Origin of the sequence: Ciceribacter sichuanensis (assembly GCF_024055605.1) — a bacterium.
In the GTDB taxonomy this organism is placed as follows: Bacteria; Pseudomonadota; Alphaproteobacteria; order Rhizobiales; family Rhizobiaceae; genus Allorhizobium; species Allorhizobium sichuanense.
In genome coordinates, this window is sequence record NZ_JAMXLX010000004.1 from 431,170 (window position 1) to 450,911 (window position 19,742).

A 19,742-nucleotide genomic window follows, 5' to 3' on the forward strand; every position below is an offset into this window, starting at 1 on the left:
GGCCGCCGATATGCTGTTGCCCGCTCCCTTCATCCGCTGGTTCGCGGAAAAGGGCTGGCAGCCGCGTGCCCACCAGCTGGAGCTTCTGCAAAAAGCGCGAGCAGGGGAGAGCCTCCTGCTGATCGCGCCGACCGGCGCCGGCAAGACGCTCGCCGGCTTCCTGCCGTCGCTCACGGAACTTGCCGAACGCGGCCGTCTTCCGCCCGGCGCGCCGTTCACCGGCGTCCACACGCTCTACATCTCGCCGCTGAAGGCGCTTGCTGTCGATATCGAGCGCAATCTCATGAAGCCGGTATCGGAAATGGCTTTGCCGATCACGATCGAAAACCGCACGGGCGATACACCGCAGGGAAAGCGCCAGCGCCAGAAGCTCAACCCGCCGGACATCCTGCTGACCACACCGGAGCAATTGGCACTGTTGCTCTCCCATTCAGATGCCGAGCGCTTTTTCGGGGATCTGCGTTATGTGGTCTTCGATGAATTGCACTCGCTGGTAACCTCCAAGCGCGGTCATCTGCTGTCGCTCGGGCTTGCGCGCCTTCGTCGCCTCGCTCCCGATCTGCGCGCCATCGGTCTCTCGGCCACGGTGGCGGAACCCATGGAATTGCAGCGCTGGCTGGTCGGGCAGTCCCCGCAGGAGGAGCGCCATGCTGGACTGATTACGGTCACGGGCGGCGCAAGGCCGGACATCACCATCCTGAAGACTGAGGAACGTGTTCCCTGGTCCGGCCATTCGGCCCGTTACGCCATGCCGGAACTCTATCAAGTGCTGAAGGAATTCAGGACGACGCTGATCTTCGTCAACACCCGCTCGCAGGCCGAATTGCTGTTTCAGGAACTCTGGACGATCAACGACGACAATCTGCCCATTGCGCTCCATCACGGTTCGCTCGATGTCGGCCAGCGTCGCAAGGTCGAGGCGGCCATGGCCGACAACCGGCTCCGCGCCGTCGTCGCCACCTCAACCCTCGATCTCGGCATCGACTGGGGCGATGTCGATCTCGTGGTTCACGTCGGCGCGCCGAAAGGGGCCTCAAGGCTTGCCCAACGCATCGGTCGCGCCAATCACCGCATGGACGAGCCGAGCCGGGCGATCCTCGTGCCGGCCAACCGCTTCGAGGTGATGGAATGTCAGGCGGCGCTGGATGCGAATTATGTGGGCGCGCAGGATACGCCGCCCATCGGCGACGGTTCGCTCGACGTTCTGGCGCAGCATGTGCTCGGCATGGCCTGCGCGGCACCCTTCCTCGCCGATGACCTGTATGAGGAAGTGACGAGCGCTTCACCCTATGCGCTGCTGCCGCGAGACACCTTCGACCGTATCGTCGATTTCGTCGCCACCGGTGGTTATGCGCTGAGAACCTATGAACGCTATGCCCGCATCCGCCTGAACAAGGAGGGGCGCTGGCGGGTTTCCAATCCGCAGGTCGCGCAGCAATACCGGCTGAACCTCGGCACCATCGTAGAAATGCCGATGCTCAACATCCGGCTCGTCAAGCGTAACCATCTGGGCTCCATCGGTCGGGGCGGCATGTCGCTCGGTAAGGTCGAGGAGTATTTCCTGGAGCAACTCAGCCAAGGGGACACCTTCCTGTTTTCGGGCAAGGTGCTCCGCTTCGAAGGTATCCGGGACAATGAATGCCTCGCCTCCAATGCGTTTTCACAGGACCCGAAGATCCCGGCCTATGCCGGCGGCAGGTTTCCGCTTTCCACCTATCTGGCCGAACAGGTCCGCGCGATGCTTGACGATCCAGCCCGCCGGGCCGGCCTGCCGGATCAGGTGAGGGACTGGCTGGAGATACAGCGGGAAAAGTCGATCCTGCCGAAGCGTGGCGAGTTGCTGATCGAGACCTTTCCCCGTGCCAACCGCTTCTTTCTGGTCGCCTATCCCTTCGAGGGACGGCTGGCCCACCAGACGCTCGGCATGCTGCTGACCCGCCGGCTGGAGCGAATGGGCGCCAAACCTCTCGGGTTCGTCGCGACCGATTATTCGCTGGCCATCTGGGGGCTGGAGGACATGGGCACCATGGTTGCCTCGGGCCGGCTGCGCCTCGCCGACCTGTTCGACGAGGATATGCTGGGCGACGATCTCGAGACATGGCTCGACGAATCCTGGATGCTGAAGCGAACCTTCCGCACCTGCGCCGTCATCGCCGGCCTGATCGAAAAGCGGCATCCCGGCAAGGAAAAGAGCGGACGGCAGGTGACGGTGTCGGCGGATCTGATCTATGACGTGCTGCGCAGCCACGAACCGGATCATATCCTTTTGGAAGCGACGCGACAGGATGCCGCCACGGGCCTTCTCGATATTGCCCGGCTCGGCGATATGCTAAAGAGAATCAAAGGGCACATCACCCACAAGCGGCTGGATCATATTTCGCCGCTCGCCGTGCCGGTGATGCTGGAGATCGGCCGCGAGCCGGTCGCGGGCGAGGCCCAGGAACATGTGCTTGCCGAAGCCGCGGACGATCTGATCGCCGAGGCCATGGCGTGAAGGAAAAGAACACTGCATGAACCGCCTGGCGCAACTCAAGGCCCCGGCCATGGACGACCCCGATTGCTCGGCCCGTTTCGTGCTGAACGGGGTGGAGGCGATTGCCGATCCCTGCGGTGTGCTCGTGTTGCCCGAGCTTGGCATGCTCGTGGTGTCGGACCTCCATCTGGAAAAGGGAGCCGCCTTCGCTCGCCGTGGCCAGTTGCTGCCTCCCTACGATACGCTGGCGACGCTTCGCATCCTTGAAGCCGCGATCGATCGGCATGATCCGAAGATCGTCGTCAGTCTCGGCGACAATTTCCACGACAGCGTCGGCTCCGCCCTGCTGCCGGCGCCGTTCCGCGACAGGATCGCCGCCATGGCGCGGGGGCGGGAATGGATCTGGATCCATGGCAATCACGATCCCGATGGCATTTCCGATCTGCCGGGGATCTCTGCCGATGAAATCGTCTTCGGCGGCCTGACGTTTCGCCATGAGCCGAGTCTGATTGCCGGCAAGGGCGAGATTTCTGGCCATCTCCATCCCTGCGCCACCGTGCGGCGGAGGGAAAAATCTGTACGCCGTCCCTGTTTCGCGACCGATGGGCAGCGCTTGCTGATGCCGGCTTTCGGGGTGATGACAGGCGGGCTCGATCTGCGCCACCGGGCCTTTACTGGGCTGTTCGACCGGACTGAACTCGTTGCTCACCTGCTTGGCCGCGACCGTGTCTATTCGGTGCGTTTTGCCAACCTGCTGGGATGATCGAGATAGCTTTCCGTCGTCAGTCCTTGCGGAACATCAGGCTCGCACCCCAGCCCGTGATCAGCGCCAGAAGCACCGAGAGCATGCCATAGGCGAGCGGATTTTCGTGCGCGGCTCGTGAAATCGAATCCTCGATGCCGGTCTTGATGACCCGCAGCGGCAATTCCTTCTCGCCGATGAATTCGCCGGTCTTGAACAGATAGGCATGCACGATGTGTACGCCATCGGGAATGTTGGCCGGCAATCGCAGCGTTGCCTTGAACAGGCTCGAACTGACAAAGCGGACGCCGTTGGTGTCGCGCTGGTAGAGCCCGTGCGACTGCTTGATGCGGCGGAAGGCGTCGCGAAATTCGGTGATGTTGGCGTCGTAGCTGATATAGCCGGTCGGCGTCAGCGCCAGATGGTCGATGCCTATGCCGAGACCCGTCAGCGTCTGGGCCGGCGCGATCTGTTCCACTGGTCGGGTGCTGGCCAGCGAATAGGAGATCGGCATCCGCTCGAAGGTCATCGAGGTTCGGTTCATCCATATGCCGAACAGCCGGTCCTTGCGGCGTACCGTCGTTTCGTCGCGCGGCCCCTCCAATGTCACCACGACGTCGTACTGGCCGATGGCCAGCAGCAGCTGGTCGGCATTGGTCAGCGCCCCGAAGATCGTCAGGTCAGCGCCGCGAAAATCCGAGGTAATGGCGATTTCGCTGGTCGATGTCCCGATATCGAGGCCTTCCTTGCCCATCATGTCGCCGGCAAGCGGGATCTGGGCGAAGATGTGGGAGGAGGAGAAAAGGACTGCCGCAATGGTGAGCGCTGAAAGAAGCCTGCTCATGTCAGCCCCCGATCGCGATCGAATAGAGATCTTCCGGCGTCACCACCAGCTCGATCGCAAGCCTCAGGCCGACGGCAAGGACCAGCAGGCCGAGCAGCGCGCGAAGTTGTTCGCCGCGCAGCTTCTGGCCGACGCGAACACCGTATTGCGCGCCGATCACGCCGGCTAGCATCAGGATGAAGGCGAGCACGATATCGACGGAGAAGTTGGTCGCGGCCTGCATCACGGTGGTGAAGGCGGTGGTGAAGATGATCTGGAAAAGCGACGTGCCGACAACCACGCTGGTTGGAATGCGCAGGAGGTAGATCATCGCAGGCACCATGATGAAGCCGCCGCCGACGCCCATCACGGATGTCAGGATGCCGATGGCGAAACCCAGAGCGAGCACCGGCAGGACGCTCAGATAGATCTTCGATTTCTTGAAGCGCATCTTGAACGGAAGCCGGTGCACCCAGTTGTGCTGTCCGGGTCGCTTGAGGCTGACCGGCTGGTTCTTCGCGGCCCGCCTCATGGCGTTCAGGCTTTCCATCAGCATGAGCGCGCCGACGGTGCCGAGGAAGATCACGTAGAGCAGCGAGATGACGAGATCGAGCTGGCCGAGACGCCTGAGCCAGGAGAAGATGACAACACCGACCGAGGCGCCGGCCAGACCTCCGATCAGCAGCACCGTGCCAAGCTTGACGTCCAGCGTCCCGCGCCGGAAATGGGTGATAGCGCCGGAAACCGAGGAGGCCACCACCTGGTTCGCGCCGGTCGCAACGGCAACCACCGGCGGGATATTGTAGAAGATCAGGAGCGGGGTGATCAGGAAGCCGCCGCCGACGCCGAACATGCCGGAAAGGAAACCGACGGCTGCACCCATCCCGAGAATGATGAAGATGTTCACCGACAATTCTGCTATCGGCAGGTAGATTGTCACGCTCGGGCCTCTGAATGCGTCTGCCCGCCGGAGCGGGTTGGTACAAAACGGGTTCGGAAATGCGGCCGGTCTCAGGCAAAAGCTAAATGGGCTCAAGTCCTTGCCGGACTTGATCCCCGTCATTTCTCTTGCGCTCGCAGACCGGTCGAGTCAATTCGCGCTCAAGCCATACGCCAGCATTTTCCGAATTTTATGACCGTTCGCGACTATTTGTTGCGTTCCAGCAGCGCATTCACCAGCTTGTCCGTAACCTGACCCGTTGGCTGTTCGCCGATCGAGGTCTGGAACGCCTTGATTGCTGCGACCGTCTTGGCGCCCATCACGCCATCGGGGCTGCCGGCATCGAAGCCGTTCTTGTTCAGGATCGCCTGAATGTTGCCGATCGCCTTCTTCATGTCGACGCTGGCGGTCTTCAGTCCCTTGCCGGCCCATTCGTCCGGCGTGTTGGCCGTGTTGGCATCCGGATCGAGCGGCTTGGGCTTCCAGAGGTCAACCGCAGCACGGGCACGTTCGAGCTGTTCCGGGCGCATGGCGTTCGCAACTTCGTCGCGCTTCTGGGCGGCGTCCTTGTCTCCATCCTTCGCCGCAATCGCAAACCACTTGTAGGAGGTTTCCAGATCCTGCTGCACGCCATTGCCGCGGGCATAGAGGATGGCGAGGTTGAACTGACTGTCGGAGACGCCATAGTCGGCGGCCTTGGAGAACCACTCGACCGCCTTTGCATAATCCTGGCCGCCGTCCGCGCCGGATGCGAAAAGCACCGCGAGATTGTGCATGGCGCTGGCATTGCCGGCATCCGCTGCCTGCTGATAGAGGCGTTTCGCCGCCGCGATGTCACGCGGAACGCCGGTTCCCTTTTCGTAAAGGTTGGCCAGCCGGTACTGCGCCGGTGCAAAGCCGCGATCGGCTGCAAGCTGATACCACTTTGCGGCCTCGGCAAAGTCGCTGGCGACACCGCGGCCATCGGTATAGCGCGCGCCGATTTCGAACAGCGCCACCGGATCGCCTTCCTTCGCGGCAATGACGAGCGACGGCGGAGAGATTGCTTCCGGCACGATGATGGCCGGGGCAGCTTCCGCCTGCACGGGCTGGGTCGCTGCACTGCCTGCGGGCTCCGCCTGACTGGCAGGCGGCGCAAAGGCGGCGCTATCCTGAGGGCTGTCCTCGGCGGCGGACTGCAGCGTCGAGAGGGAATCGCCGCCATCGAGCGGTGCCTGCTCGACGCTTGCGACCGGTGCCGCCTGCGATATTGCGTCCGTACCTTCTTCCGTCACAGACGGTGCGACAGCGGCAACCTTGGCTTCAGGCTGGCTTTCGACCGCTGCCGGTGCCATGCCGCTTTCCTGCGGCTTTGTCGTCTCGATGATGACCGGCGGTGCCTTCTCTCCGCGGATGAGTGTCGTGACGAGCGGCATGGCCATCGCAGCCAGCAGGATCGCGCCGACCGCCATCAGGATCGGGCGGCGATAGCGAGCAAATCCGCTGAGGGCGGAAATGCCGGGCTTTGCGTTGCGGGCGCCCTGCTGTGCAAGATCCATCTCCTGCGCGGCAGCCTGTGCGGCTCTGCGCGCGGCGGCAATATAGTCGGTGCGGTCGCCGTCGGCGGACGTATTTCCGGCGTTACCCTTTTGGTTCGCCTGGGAGGCACGCACGCGCTCGAGGATCTTCCGCACGTCGGGCGCGCCGGAGCCGGGTTCCAGCAGTTCGTTTGCCTGTTCCGGTGGCAGCATGTCGGAAGGATCGATCGACGGAGCCGGATCGATTACCTGTCGACCGACCGGCTGCTCCTCGGCGTTTTTCTTCTGGCCGGGCAGAAAGCGCTTGCCAAGGCCGGCCAGGAGACTGGGCTTGCCCGGTTTCTTGCCGGGACGTGTTGCCTCGATGACTGGCAGGGCGGTCATCGTCGTTTCGATTGCCGGAGAGCCGAAAAGCGGGGTGTGCTCGCGATCGTCTTCCTCCGCCTGCATGGCTGGAGAAGCGAAGGGAGGGCGGAACGGCTCTTCTTCCTGAACGGCATAGGCCGGGGCCGGTGCTTCCGCATGGGCAGGTTCGCGGTACGGAGCAGAAGCCGGCGGCTCCTCGAAATGCGCCGTGCGGTCGTCGATCTGGTCGAGCCGGCTTGCGATCTGAACGAGAGTATCGTGCAGGGCCTCGAACGTGCGGTGGGTGCGCTCCTCGGAATTCCGGCTGAAATCCTCAAGGTTTCTCAGGTGGTCGGAGAGCGCCGAGAGCGCGGCGATGTCGGCGGATCCGGCCGCACCTTGCGAAGGCATCCGCTGTGCATAGCTTTCCATCACGGTTTCGGCAGCCTGACGGGCCGCCTCGATGATGTACTCGTCGCTCGTCGCCATATAGTCTTCGAGCGCGGAAATGCGGTCTGCCACGGCGTCGTCGATGCCGCCCGTCGAGGGGCGGGCGATCAGTGCGGAGAGATGGGCGATCTGTTCTTCAAGCCCACGCAGGCTGGCGCTTTCGCCAGCCGGAACGCCGGCATTTTCCTCGATCCGGTCGACGACGGCGTTCAGGCGATCCTCAAGACCGCGCAGCATGCTGTCATCGATCCGCGCCACGGCAGCCGGCTGCGGTACTTCCAGGCCTTCGATGCGGCGGGCAAGAAGTTCCAGCCTGTCGGCCAGCCGATCATTGACTGCGCCGTGGTCCAAAGCGTCGATCTTGCGGGAGATGTCGGCGAGATAGCCCGTGAGTTCGGGTTGCGCTACCGGGGCCTGTGTATTGCGTTCCAGCACATGCGAAAGCATGTCCAGCCGTTCTTCGAGACGGCTTGCCGAGCGCTCCTCGGACAGAAGCTCGATGCGGTCCGTCAGCTGTTCGATGCGGCGAGCGAGATCGGAGTTCGGCCGTTCCTCGCTGACCCGGCGGTCGCCAAAGGCCTCGATCTGGTGGGCGAGACCCGCAATCCGGTCTTCGAGACGCTGGAAGAGGCTGTTGTCAGGGCTGCCGGAATTGCGCGAGCCGGCGACGATCGCGCGGCTGATCTCGTCCAGCCGCATGTCTATGCCCGCGAATTGTTCGCTCATCATCCGTTCGCTGGGGTCGATATGCGAACCGATCTGCTCGAGCGCGGTTGCGACCGTCATCAGCTTTTCTTCAAGCGCCTGAATGGAGCGATTGTCACCGACGCGGCCGAGATAGCTCTTGATATCGTCGAGGCGGTCGGCAAGGCGTACCAGTTCCTCGCGCATCGCGGCCGGATCGACGTCGCCGATCTTTTCCTCGATGTGGCTCCAGCGATTGTCCATGCGGCGCACGGAATCCTCGCGGGCAAGCCCATCCATCAGGGAACGAAGCTCTTCGAATTCCTCCCGCAATCCATCGGCACCCGGTGCGCGGGCAACGCCGAGATGCTGGATGCTTTCCGCCAGTCGAGCAATGTCGTTGCGCAGCGTTTCGGAGGGGCGCTGTTCCTCGGCGAGCGAGCGGATGGTGCGCATCTCGGCACGCAGCGTGCTGACCTCGCGCGAAAGGCTCTCGGAAATATCCTGCTTCAGTTCCTGCCTCAGTCCGAGCAGGGCTTGAGTGATCTCGCGGGTCATCGTTTCGGGAGCCGGAGCCGTGGAAGTCACGTCATGGGAGAGCGGCGGGTTCTGACGAAGCGGGGCCTGCCGCGGGCGTTCTTCCTGCGGTTCATAGGAGCGGCCATATCCGGACGACCGCTCTGACGGACGCTGGCGGCTGTCTTCGAGCGCGCGCTGGCGCTGGCGGATTTCGCTGAGTGGGTCCATCGCGGCTTCGCGCGCCGGCCGCTGATAGCGGTCCGCAACGCGGTCGCGATAGGCCTCACGCGGCATTTCCTCGGCGGGACGAGCGCGCGGCGAGGTGGTTCCCATCAGGCCCTCGATCCTCGCTTCCAGTCCCTCGATGGTGCGGCTCAGCGCATCGAGCGACGAAGATCCGCCGGGACGGGAAGAGGGTGATCGCGATCCGTTCATGGTTCTGCTCGCTTCGAAAAGCACCTTCGGCCGGGCTGAAGGCGGATTAGTGGGTCGATGATGCGCATTTTCACCTGTTTCGGCTGCATTGCCGACTCAATGGCGATCACGGGTTGCGGATCATCACCTTCACCGGCCACAATTCATGAAACGTGGTAAATAAGCCGTTAACCTGCCTGAAAATTTTTTAACGTTTGCGCAGTACGATCCGAAGGATAGGCGGCGGATTAGCTCCTTTGGGTGAGGCGCTGGCGAGGCGTGGGGGAGCGTTACTGCTGCAAAAATGAGGCCGTATCCAGATTTTGACGTTTACGCGCACGTCAATTATTTGTATAAGCATGAACCAGTCCGGCCCGCCCGGTTTCACGTCTCGGAGGAAGATGATCCATGCCTGTGTATAAGGCTCCCGTAAACGACACGCTTTTCGTTCTGAACAACGTCCTTGGCCTTGAGCGCTACCACAACCTGCCCGGGTTCGAGGATGCGACGCCGGACATGGTCGAGGCGATCGTCGGGGAGGCCGCGAAGCTGGCAGAGGAACAGCTTTTCCCGCTCAATCTTTCCGGCGATCAGGAAGGCTGCAAACGTCACGACGATGCGAGCGTCACCGTGCCGAAGGGCTTCAAGGAGGCCTATGACGCCTATTGCCAGGGCGGCTGGATCGGTCTGGCCGTGCCGCAGGAATTCGGCGGACAGGGCCTGCCTTACACCCTTCATGCTGCCGTCGGCGAATACATGTCGTCCGCCAACATGGCACTGATGATGTATCCCGGCCTGACCCAGGGCGCGATTGCCGCGATCCTCGTTCACGGTTCGGACGAGCAGAAAAAGACCTATCTGCCGAAGATGGTCGAAGGCACCTGGTCCGGCACCATGAACCTGACGGAGCCCCATTGCGGCACCGATCTCGGCCTGCTGCGTACCAAGGCCGTTCCAAACGGCGACGGCAGCTACAGGATTTCCGGTCAGAAGATCTTCATCTCCGCCGGTGAACACGGCATGACCGACAACATCATCCATCTGGTGATCGCCCGTATCGAGGGCGCGCCCGAGGGAACCAAGGGCATCTCGCTCTTCGTCGTGCCGAAGTATCTCGTCAATGAGGATGGCTCGCTCGGCGCGCGCAATGGCGTCTCCTGCGGCGCCATCGAGCACAAGATGGGTATTCACGGCAACGCCACCTGCGTCATGAATTATGACGAGGCCACCGGCTTCCTGATCGGTCAGGAAAACAAGGGCCTTTCCGCCATGTTCGTCATGATGAACGAGGCCCGCCTCGGCGTTGGCCTGCAGGGCCTTTCCATCGCTGAAGTCGCCTATCAGAACGCTGCCAATTATGCCCGCGAGCGCATTCAGGGTCGTTCGCTTTCCGGCGTCAAGGCACCGGACAAGAAGGCCGATCCGATCATCGTGCATCCGGATATCCGCCGTTCGCTCCTGACCATCAAGGCCTTCACCGAGGCCGGCCGCGCCTTCACGCTCTGGACCGCATTGCAGTCCGATATCGCTCACCGCTCCGGCGACGAGAAGGAAAAGCAGGCGGCCGACGATCTGCTCGGCCTGATGACGCCTATCCTGAAAGGTGTGCTGACGGACAAGGGCTTCGATCACGCCGTCATGGCGCAGCAGGTCTTCGGCGGTCACGGCTATATCGAAGAACACGGCATGAGCCAGTATGTTCGCGATGCCCGTATCGCCATGATCTATGAGGGCGCAAACGGCATCCAGGCGCTCGATCTGGTCGGTCGCAAGCTCGGCATGAACGGTGGCCGCGCCGTGATGGCGTTGTTCAACGAGATCGGTGCTTTCTGCGAGGAAAACCGCGCCGATGAAAATCTTGTCCTCTACACCAAGGGCTTGAAGAAGGGCCTGAACGACCTGCAGGCCGCGACCATGTGGTTCATGCAGAACGCCATGGCCAAGCCGGACAATGCCGGTGCCGGTTCCACCGACTACATGCATCTCTTCGGTCTCGTCGTCCTCGGTTACATGTGGGCGAAGATGGCGAAATCCGCCAACGAGGCTCTTGCCGCCGGCAATGGCGATGCCGACTATTACAAGAACAAGCTTCTGACCGGCCGCTTCTACATGGAGAAGATCATGCCGGAAACGGCACTTCGCAAGACCCGCATTGAGGCTGGCAGCGACAGCCTGATGGAGATGGCAGCGGAAGCATTCTGAGGATTTGCCCCTTACGCTATGCCTCTCCCCGCAAGCGGGGCGCGAGGGAGCGACAGGGCGCCCCAAACGTCCCTTCTCCCCGTTCACGGGGAGAAGGTGCCGGCAGGCGGATGAGGGGTGAAGTGTTGCAGGGTGCTGAATAAGCAGGGTTTCAAGGCGCTCAAGCGCCAAAGGGAGAGAGAACGATGACAGAAGTCTTCATTTACGACCACGTGCGCACGCCGCGCGGGCGCGGCAAGAAGGACGGTTCGCTGCACGAAGTGCCGTCCGTCCGTCTGGCAGCCAAGTCGCTGGAAGCGATCCGTGACCGCAACGGTCTTGATACCGCGACCGTCGACGACATCATCATGGGCTGCGTCGATCCGGTCATGGACGCCGGCGCCGTGATCCCGAAGGCGGCCGCCTTCGAAGCAGGCTATTCGAGCAAGGCTCCGGGCATGCAGATCTCGCGCTTCTGCGCCTCCGCTCTCGACGCCGTGAACCTCGCGGCCGGCAAGGTCAAGGCGGGCTCGGACGATATCGTCATCGCAGGCGGCGTCGAGAGCATGTCCCGCGTCGGCATGGGCATGTCGGGCGGCTCCTGGTACATGGACCCGTCGGTCAACTTCCCGGCCTATTTCATGCCGCAGGGCGTCTCCGCCGACCTGATTGCCACCAAATACGGCTTCAGCCGCGATGATGTCGACGCCTATGCGGTCGAAAGCCAGAGGCGCGCTGCCCACGCCTGGGAAAGCGGTTATTTCTCGAAGTCCGTCATTCCGGTGAAGGACATCAACGGCCTGACCATCCTCGACAAGGACGAGCACATGCGGCCGGGCACTGACATGCAGGCTCTGGCACAGTTGCAGCCTTCGTTCCAGATGCCGGGTGAAATGGGCGGCTTCGAAGCCGTCGGCATCCAGGCCCATCCCGAAATCGAACGCATCAACTATGTCCATCACGCCGGCAACTCGTCGGGCATTGTCGATGGCTCGGCCGCCGTGCTGATCGGCTCCAGGGCCGGCGGCGAGACCATGGGCATCAAGCCCCGCGCCCGCATCAGGGCTTTCGCCAATATCGGCTCGGACCCCGCGCTGATGCTGACCGGCCCGGTCGACGTCACCGAGAAGCTCCTCGCCAAGACCGGCATGAAGATTTCGGATATCGACCTGTTCGAACTCAACGAAGCCTTCGCCGCCGTCGTCCTTCGCTTCATGCAGGCTTTCGAGGTCGACCACTCGAAGATGAACGTCAATGGCGGTGCGATCGCCATGGGCCATCCGCTCGGCGCAACCGGCGCGATGATCCTCGGCACTGTGCTCGACGAACTGGAGCGCCGCGACCTGAACACGGCGCTCGTCACGCTCTGCATCGGCGCTGGCATGGGCACGGCAACCGTCATCGAACGCGTCTGATTTCTGGGAGGAAGCAATGACCTACAAGAACTTCACCATCGAGACCGACGCAGACGGCATCGCCCTTGTAATCTGGGACATGCCCGACAAGTCGATGAACGTCTTTACCGTCGAAGTCATGGACGAGATCGAGAAGATCGTCGACCAGACGGTGGCCGATGCCACCGTCAAGGGCGTGGTCTTCACCTCCGGCAAGAAGACTTTCTCCGGCGGCGCCGACCTCACCATGATCAAGGGCATGTTCTCCATGCTCGAGGAGGAAAAGGCGAAGGATCCGGCCGGGGCTGTGAAGAAGCTGTTCGACGCTGCCGGTCGCATGACTTGGCTGTGGCGCAAGATCGAGACCTGCGGCAAGCCGTGGGTCGCCGCGATCAACGGCACCTGCATGGGCGGCGCTTTCGAGCTTTCGCTTGCCTGCCATGGCCGCGTCGCCTCGAATTCCAAGTCGGTGAAGCTCGCTCTGCCCGAGGTCAAGGTCGGCATTTTTCCGGGTGCCGGTGGCACCCAGCGCGTGTCGCGTCTTGCCAACACGCAGGATGCCCTGCAGATGATGACCACGGGGTCGAGCCTGACTGCATCGCGCGCCAAGGCCATGAATCTCGTGCATCAGGTGGTCGAGCCGGATCAGCTGATCCCGGCCGCGAAGCAGATGATCAAGGATGGTCTGAAGCCGGTCGCCCCATGGGACGAAAAGGGCTTTAAGGCTCCGGGCGGCGGTATCTGGACGCCTGCTGCAGCCCAGCTCTGGCCGGCTGCTCCCGCAATCCTGCGCCGCGAAACCTCCGGCAATTATCCCGCCGCTCTGGCCATCCTGAAATGCGTCTATGAAGGCCTGCAGGTTCCCTTCGATACCGGCCTGAAGATCGAGCAGCGGTATTTCACCCAGATCGTCCAGACGACCGAAGCCTTCTCGATGATCCGCTCGCTGTTCGTTTCCATGCAGGAACTGGGCAAGGGCGCCCGTCGCCCGGCAGGTGTCGGCAAGACCGAGCTGAAGAAGATCGGCGTCGTCGGCGCAGGCTTCATGGGTGCTTCCATCGCCTATGTGACAGCTGCTGCCGGCATTCCGGTTGTGCTGATCGACCGCGACATGGAGGCTGCCGCCAAGGGCAAGGCGGTTTGCGAAGGCCTGGTGGCCGGTACAGTCGGCAAGGGCCGGATGAGCAAGGACGAAGGCGAGGCGCTGCTTTCGCTGATCACGCCGACGGATGACTACGGTTCGCTGAAGGATGCCGACCTTGTTATCGAGGCCGTTTTCGAAGACCGCGACGTCAAGAAGGCCGTCATCGAGAAGGTCGAGGCCGTTCTGCCGGAAGGCGCGATCTTCGCCTCCAATACTTCCACCTTGCCGATCACCGGCCTTGCGAAGAACTCGAAGCGTCCGGTCGATTTCATCGGCATTCACTTCTTCTCGCCGGTCGAGAAGATGATGCTGACCGAAGTCATTCTCGGCAAGGAAACGGGGGACAAGGCGCTGGCCGTCGCGCTCGATTACGTCGCCGCGATCAAGAAGACTCCGATCGTCGTCAACGATACGCGTGGCTTCTTCGTCAATCGCTGCGTGCTCCGCTACATGTCGGAAAGCTACAACATGCTGATCGAGGGCGTGCCCCCGGTCATGATCGAGAATGCCGCGAAGTTCGCCGGCATGCCGGTCGGCCCACTGTCGCTCAACGACGAGGTGGCGATCGATCTCTCGCTCAAGATTCTCAAGGCGACTGTCGCCGATCTCGGCGAAAAGGCCATCGATCCGCGCCATATGGAACTTGTTTCCCGCATGGTCGAGAAGGAAGGCCGCTTCGGCCGCAAGAACGGCAAGGGCTTCTATGAATATCCGGCAAAGCCCGCCAAGAAGTTCCTGTGGCCGGGCCTGAAGGACTTCTACCCGCAGAAGAAGGCCGAAGACGTCGATATGAAGACGCTGCAGGAACGCTTCCTCGCAACGATTGCGCTGGAAGCCGCCCGCACCGTCGAGGAAGGCATCGTTATCGACCCGCGCGAAGCCGATGTCGGCTCGATCCTCGGTTTCGGCTTTGCGCCCTACACCGGCGGTGCGCTGAGCTACATCGATGGCATGGGCGTGAAGACCTTCGTCGAGCTTCTGGAGCGTCTGGCGAAGGACTACGGTGCCCACTTCAAGCCGACGCCGCTGCTCATCGACATGGCGGCCAAGGGCGAGACCTTCTACCGACGGTTCAATCCTTACGGTGAAGAAAAGAAGGCGGCCTGATCATGCCGCTAGCCCTTCTCCCCGTTCGCGGGGAGAAGGATTTCCGGTTCGCCCGGACTTTTCAAAGATGGCGTTCCATCATGATGACGGGTTTTCCGTGGTAGGTGCTGCGGGCAAACTCGTGCATCCGCATCTTCGCCGCGATCTTCAGTGAGGGGATGTTTTCCGGAGCGATGATGCAGGTTATCCGCTGGCCGGAAAAATTCTCTTCCGCCCACTGGAACACGGCCGCAGCGGCCTCGCTGGCATAACCCTTTCCATGCGCCGTCGGATGCAGCGTCCAGCCGGCCTCCATCGTGCCGATAAGCGATGGCGTCAGGTCGCGATGCAGGTCCTGAAAGCCGATCTGGCCGACGAACTGTCCGCTTTCCTTCTCTTCCATGACGAAATAGCCGAAGCCCATATACAGCCAGCCTCCGGCCTGTCGTAGAAACCGGCCCCAGATCATTTCTTCGGAAAACGGTTCAGTCGAGATGTGGCGCAGAACCTCTGGATGAGACCACATCGTCGCATAGGCTTCGAAGTCTCGAAGTTCGGGACGTCGAAGAACAAGTCGTTCGGTTGTGATCATGGTAGTTCGGCCTCGCTTTGCAAATAAGAGACCGTGCTATAGCGGCGTTGCGACCTTGAGCAAAGCGGCGGTGCATGCCATCGGGTGCTTTACGCTCTTCGGCTATCGCCAGAGATCCAATCAGTTCAGCATCGCATAGGATTGCCGCAAGCCCTGACCTTCCAGCCAGCCGATCACGGCTTTCGGCTCGTCGGTCTGGATGATTGTGGCGCCCCTGTCGATCCAGAAGCCGTAGACCGCGCCCGTCTGTCCCTGTGACCATGCCAGTCCGTCACCGCGACCACCGGCCACCATGCCTTCCGGCCGGTCGGTGATCGGGTAGGTATTGATCCACATGTGGAAATTGCCACGGATTGCCGCTGCCCGGGCGCGCGGGGAGAAGAGCGGTCCGCCCGATGCCGTCAGAGGTTCGGCCGCATCCCTGCGCCAGTTGATCATTTCGGCGGCCGGGGCATTGAACGCTCTCGCGACCCTTGCCACGAACGCGGTATCCTTCACGGCATCATCGGCGAGGATCGGCATGAAGGCAACGTCCGGACCAATTGCGGTCATGACGGAGCGGGCGCGTTCCAGGCGCTCGTCGTTCCAGATCGCCGTCTTGATCAGGATGCCGTCGGCCATGCCGAGCCTGCGCGCGGTCGCGACGATCTCCACCAGGTCTTCCGGCTCCAGCTTGTTATCGATGTTGACGAGGATGCGGCTCTTGGCATGTAGCAGCATTTCCGCCAGTGTCGGAACCGGTTCGTCGGTCACGATGCCTTTGCCTTCCACCATGAGCCGGCAGGTCTTCAATGTGGCAAGGCTTTGTTCCGCGACGGCTCCCTTGCATGTCGTGGTGCGCTCCAGCGTCGCGTCGTGCATCACCACAAGCGCGCCGTCCTGAGACCGTCGCACGTCAAGCTCGACCATTTCGACACCGATCGATGCCGAATGATCGATCGCATCCCTGGAGTTTTCAGCGCGTACGACCTTGCCGTTTTCCTTCCAGCCCGCGCGATGGGCAACCACCATCACATGGTCGCGCCACCGGTTGGCGTCCGACAATCGCTCGCGGATCATTCCGGCATGGCTGGCTTCGGGAATATAGGCACCGGAAGGAAGGGCGGGAACGAAGGACAGGATCGTGGCGACAAACGGGACGATCAGACGCATGGGACAGCTCCGGGGCCGGATGGATCATGATGTCGCGATAAAACCGCCGGATCACAGGGCGATGAAGGATTGGTGACGCTTGCATGACGCAGGCCATGGAACAGTAGGCCGTCGCGGTCGTTGCCTCCCCAAAACAGGATAACGATGGAAAGGGTGATCGCCATGGACCAGATGAACAATGCGGCCGAGGAAACGATACGGGTCATTCATGCGGACCTGCCCGTCAACGCGACGCTGCATCTGTGGCTGAAGGCGGTCAGTCTCGAAACACCCGGTTCGCTGTCGCTCTACAGCGTCAACGGCAAGTTCGGCGAGGTGCAGGCGATCAATGCCGAAGAACATTCCTTCCGCATCTATCAGGTGTTTGGCGGCGGTCCGATCGAATTGCGCTACGACAGCCGCGACACCACCGTTTCCGTAGCCTACTGGTTTACAGCCTCGGATGTGCTGGAGACCGGCATTACGATCCTGCACACAAGTCCTGCCAACCAGCCGCCGGATCTCGCCGCCAGCTATCATTTCCGCCCGCCCTTCGGCTGGATGAACGATCCCAACGGTTTCGGACGCTTCGGCGGCCGGCCGCATCTTTTCTACCAGCACTATTCGCATGGCCGCATGTGGAACAACATGCATTGGGGTCACGCGGTATCGTCGGATTACCTGCGCTGGCGTCACATGCCGGTCTTCCTATTTCCATCGGAGGATCTGACAGCCCGTCCGGACAAGCGTGGTGGCGCCTTTTCGGGCTCGGCGATCCCGCTGTCGAACGGACCGGGCATTCGCGTCTTTTTCACCGAGAAGGTGAACGGGCGCATCCCCGAGCAGGAGATACAGATGACGGCGACATCAGCCGATCTCTTCACCGCGGGCGAAGCCTCGGTGCTTCTGGCACAGAGGCCGGCAGGAGAGGGGCTAAGCCCTGACTTCCGCGATCCATACGTCTTCAAAGGACCCGATGGTCTCTGGAAGATGCTGCTCGGCAGCCAGAGCGAGGAGGGTGGCGTCATCCTGCTCTACGATACCGATGACCCGCAGGCCGCGAGTGGCTGGACTTATCGTGGCAAGCTGCTGGTCGACAGCCGGTATCGCACGACAGCGCTGGAATGCCCCTGTTTGCTGCCGATCGATGGCGAGGCAACGGACCCGAAGACGCGCTGGGCGCTGATCTATGGCCTGATGCATTCGCTGGATGAGAAAACTGGCCGGCGTAACCTGACCATGGTCGATGTCGGCTGGTTCGACGGGAAAACCTTCTCCCGGGAATTCAGCCGGGAACTCGATTTCGCCGCCGACAACTATGCCTTCCAGGCCTTCACCGATGGCCAGGTGCCGGTGGGTATCGGCTGGCTCGGCAATTGGGTCGATACAGGCCCGACAGTCGATTTCCCGAGCGCCATGACCTTGCCACGCACGTTGAGGCTGGAGAACGGCCAGTTGCTTACCCCGCCCATCGGAACGGCGGAAAGCCTGAGAAGCCATATCCTTGACCGCACCCGGCTGGCAGCCGGAAACGTCGTCACCTTTCTCAACGGCGCGGTCGAGATCCTGTTCGATCTGGCGGAGGCCGGCCTACCCTTCGAACTCACGCTCGATCATCCCGATGTGCCCCTCGCCGTCGCTCAGGGCGAGGCGGGGCTCTTCATCCGCTATGGCGGGGATGAGGCCGCAACACCGCGCTATCTGGCGGAGGGCGCGCGTGTCAGCCGTCTTCGCATCTTTCTCGACTATGGCTCCATCGAAGTCTTCGCCGACGGCGGGCGCTATGCCGGCACCAAGCGCATCGAAGGTTTCGAGCCGGTTCGCTCTGCCCGTCTCATTGCCGGTGACGGTGCTATCATCTCCGCCACGATATGGGCGCTCAGGCTTTAAGCGGCTATTCCGCCGCTTCGGACGCCCCTCGTACCCTGACCACCGTCACCGTGCAGGGGGCGGTCGCGGCCACTTCGCCCGAAACGCTGCCGAGCAGTGAGCGCATGGCCGAATTTGCCCGGGCTCCCATCACGATATGATCGACCATGTTGTCCCGCGCGTAATCGAGAATGGCCTGTGCCGGGGAGACCGACTCGATCACATGGTAGGTGACCGTCCCCTCGGGCGCTTTCAATGGTTCGGCCCAGTGTTTGAGCTGCACCAGCCGGGCCACGTGCTTGTTGTTGCCCTGTGCATCCAGATCGCTTTCGAGACTGATGCGGGCAATCTTCAAGACGTTGAGGCAGGCGATGCGGGCATCGGGTGTCTTTTCGATGATGCGGCTCACTGTCAGCCGCAGCGCATCCGCCAGCGTCTCCGATCCGGTCGAGAGGTCTATCGCCACCATGACGATCGGCGCGTTCGCAAGACTTGCGGCTGCACCCGCCGGCTTCAGGAGTTCGATGGGGTCCGGATTGAAACGGCGCTTGATGACGAGGGAGAGACCGTCGCGTTTCAGCTTCTCGGCGCGGGCCGTCAACGTCACCTTGGAGAGGTCCTGCAGGTCCATCGCCAGTTGCGCAGCGGTCGGGTAGCGCCGTGCCGGATTGATCTCCAGGCATCGCAGGATGACTTCCTGCAACGCCTTGGGAATCTCCGGGCTCAGCAGTCGCGGCGGGATGGCGTCGCGCCAGAGCCGTCTCTTCAGGCCCTTCATTCGCTGCGGGTCGCCGAAGGGCCGTTTGCCGGTCGCGAGAAAATACATCAGCACGCCAAGGGCAAAGAGGTCGCTGCGGAAATCGCTTCTGACACCGAGGATCTGCTCCGGCGCCATGTAGGGCGCCGTACCGTAGGGAAGCCGGAATTCCTCGTCCATCAGGTCGGGCAGCTGCAGATGCCGGGCGAGGCCGTAGTCGACCAGCACGGCCTCGCCCGTTTCGCGGAACATGATGTTCGAAGGTTTGATATCGAGATGCACCACGTTCTGCCGGTGCAGGTCGGCAAGCGCCGTGGCGATGTGGTTGCCGAGAAGCGCAACTTCCTCCACGGACCGGGGCAGGTCGTCGAGCAGGGGATAGAGCGACTTTCCGGGCAGCATCTCGAACACGATATAGGGCTGTACGGCGAAATCCCCGTTGGCGACGAAGCGGGGCACATGAATGCCCGACAGACGCGGCATGATCATCTGCTCCATCTCGAAGCCGACGATCATGGCCGGATCGATGCCCTGGCCGAGCTCCGGCACTTTCATCAGCATCGGGAAATCGATGTCGGGTCGCGTCACTTCGAATAGCCGGGACATACCGCCCTTGTGGGCAAGCTTGCCGATGGTGAAGCCATCGATCACCCTGCCGCTTTCAAGATGCGTCTTCGCCAT

Annotated in this window: 12 protein-coding genes; 6 read left to right on the forward strand and 6 right to left on the reverse strand. The window is 62.2% G+C overall.

Features of this window, described 5'->3' with window-relative positions:
* Positions 1 to 10: 10 nt before the first annotated feature.
* Positions 11 to 2,494 carry a ligase-associated DNA damage response DEXH box helicase gene (locus NBH21_RS15280; protein ID WP_280924935.1) on the forward strand — a complete coding sequence of 828 codons (2,484 nt, stop codon included), beginning with the start codon at positions 11 to 13 and terminating at the stop codon, positions 2,492 to 2,494.
* 49 nt (positions 2,495 to 2,543) lie between these two features.
* Positions 2,544 to 3,236: a ligase-associated DNA damage response endonuclease PdeM gene (pdeM, locus tag NBH21_RS15285; RefSeq protein ID WP_425340433.1), complete on the forward strand. Its 693-nt coding sequence runs from the start codon at positions 2,544 to 2,546 to the stop codon at positions 3,234 to 3,236.
* 19 nt (positions 3,237 to 3,255) lie between these two features.
* Here pdeM and NBH21_RS15290 read toward each other — a convergent pair whose 3' ends face one another.
* The 3 genes from NBH21_RS15290 to NBH21_RS15300 form a co-directional block, all read right to left on the reverse strand.
* Complete coding sequence (locus NBH21_RS15290) at positions 3,256 to 4,059, reverse strand: TIGR02186 family protein (RefSeq protein ID WP_250913863.1); 804 nt, start codon at positions 4,057 to 4,059, stop codon at positions 3,256 to 3,258.
* 1 nt (position 4,060) lies between these two features.
* Positions 4,061 to 4,978 carry a sulfite exporter TauE/SafE family protein gene (locus NBH21_RS15295; protein WP_250913862.1) on the reverse strand — a complete coding sequence of 306 codons (918 nt, stop codon included), beginning with the start codon at positions 4,976 to 4,978 and terminating at the stop codon, positions 4,061 to 4,063.
* A gap of 206 nt (positions 4,979 to 5,184) precedes the next feature.
* The gene (locus tag NBH21_RS15300) at positions 5,185 to 8,928 is read right to left on the reverse strand and encodes a peptidoglycan-binding protein (protein WP_250913861.1); all 3,744 of its coding nucleotides are present in this window, start codon (positions 8,926 to 8,928) and stop codon (positions 5,185 to 5,187) included.
* A gap of 387 nt (positions 8,929 to 9,315) precedes the next feature.
* Here NBH21_RS15300 and NBH21_RS15305 point away from each other — a divergent pair, with 387 nt between their 5' ends.
* From NBH21_RS15305 to NBH21_RS15315, 3 genes are all read left to right on the forward strand, one after another.
* On the forward strand, positions 9,316 to 11,109 hold the full coding sequence (locus NBH21_RS15305; RefSeq protein ID WP_250913860.1) for an acyl-CoA dehydrogenase C-terminal domain-containing protein: 1,794 nt from the start codon (positions 9,316 to 9,318) through the stop codon (positions 11,107 to 11,109).
* A gap of 185 nt (positions 11,110 to 11,294) precedes the next feature.
* The gene (locus NBH21_RS15310) at positions 11,295 to 12,503 is read left to right on the forward strand and encodes an acetyl-CoA C-acetyltransferase (protein WP_250913859.1); all 1,209 of its coding nucleotides are present in this window, start codon (positions 11,295 to 11,297) and stop codon (positions 12,501 to 12,503) included.
* 16 nt (positions 12,504 to 12,519) lie between these two features.
* Positions 12,520 to 14,733: a 3-hydroxyacyl-CoA dehydrogenase NAD-binding domain-containing protein gene (locus NBH21_RS15315; RefSeq protein WP_250913858.1), complete on the forward strand. Its 2,214-nt coding sequence runs from the start codon at positions 12,520 to 12,522 to the stop codon at positions 14,731 to 14,733.
* 61 nt (positions 14,734 to 14,794) lie between these two features.
* On the opposite strand, the gene NBH21_RS15320 is transcribed toward NBH21_RS15315, so the two are convergent.
* Both NBH21_RS15320 and NBH21_RS15325 read right to left on the reverse strand, forming a co-directional pair.
* On the reverse strand, positions 14,795 to 15,304 hold the full coding sequence (locus NBH21_RS15320) for a GNAT family N-acetyltransferase (protein ID WP_250913857.1): 510 nt from the start codon (positions 15,302 to 15,304) through the stop codon (positions 14,795 to 14,797).
* 120 nt (positions 15,305 to 15,424) lie between these two features.
* A complete protein-coding gene (locus NBH21_RS15325) occupies positions 15,425 to 16,456 on the reverse strand; it encodes a glycerophosphodiester phosphodiesterase family protein (RefSeq protein WP_250913856.1) in 1,032 nt (343 codons plus the stop codon).
* Between the two features lie 144 nt (positions 16,457 to 16,600).
* On the opposite strand from NBH21_RS15325, the gene NBH21_RS15330 reads away from it, so the two are divergent.
* Positions 16,601 to 18,325, forward strand: coding sequence for a GH32 C-terminal domain-containing protein (locus NBH21_RS15330; protein WP_250913855.1), 1,725 nt, complete (start codon positions 16,601 to 16,603; stop codon positions 18,323 to 18,325).
* 4 nt (positions 18,326 to 18,329) lie between these two features.
* Here the strand turns inward: NBH21_RS15330 and NBH21_RS15335 are convergent, their stop codons facing one another.
* Entirely contained in the window at positions 18,330 to 19,742 is a 1,413-nt protein-coding gene (locus NBH21_RS15335; protein ID WP_250913854.1) for a bifunctional serine/threonine-protein kinase/universal stress protein, read from the reverse strand.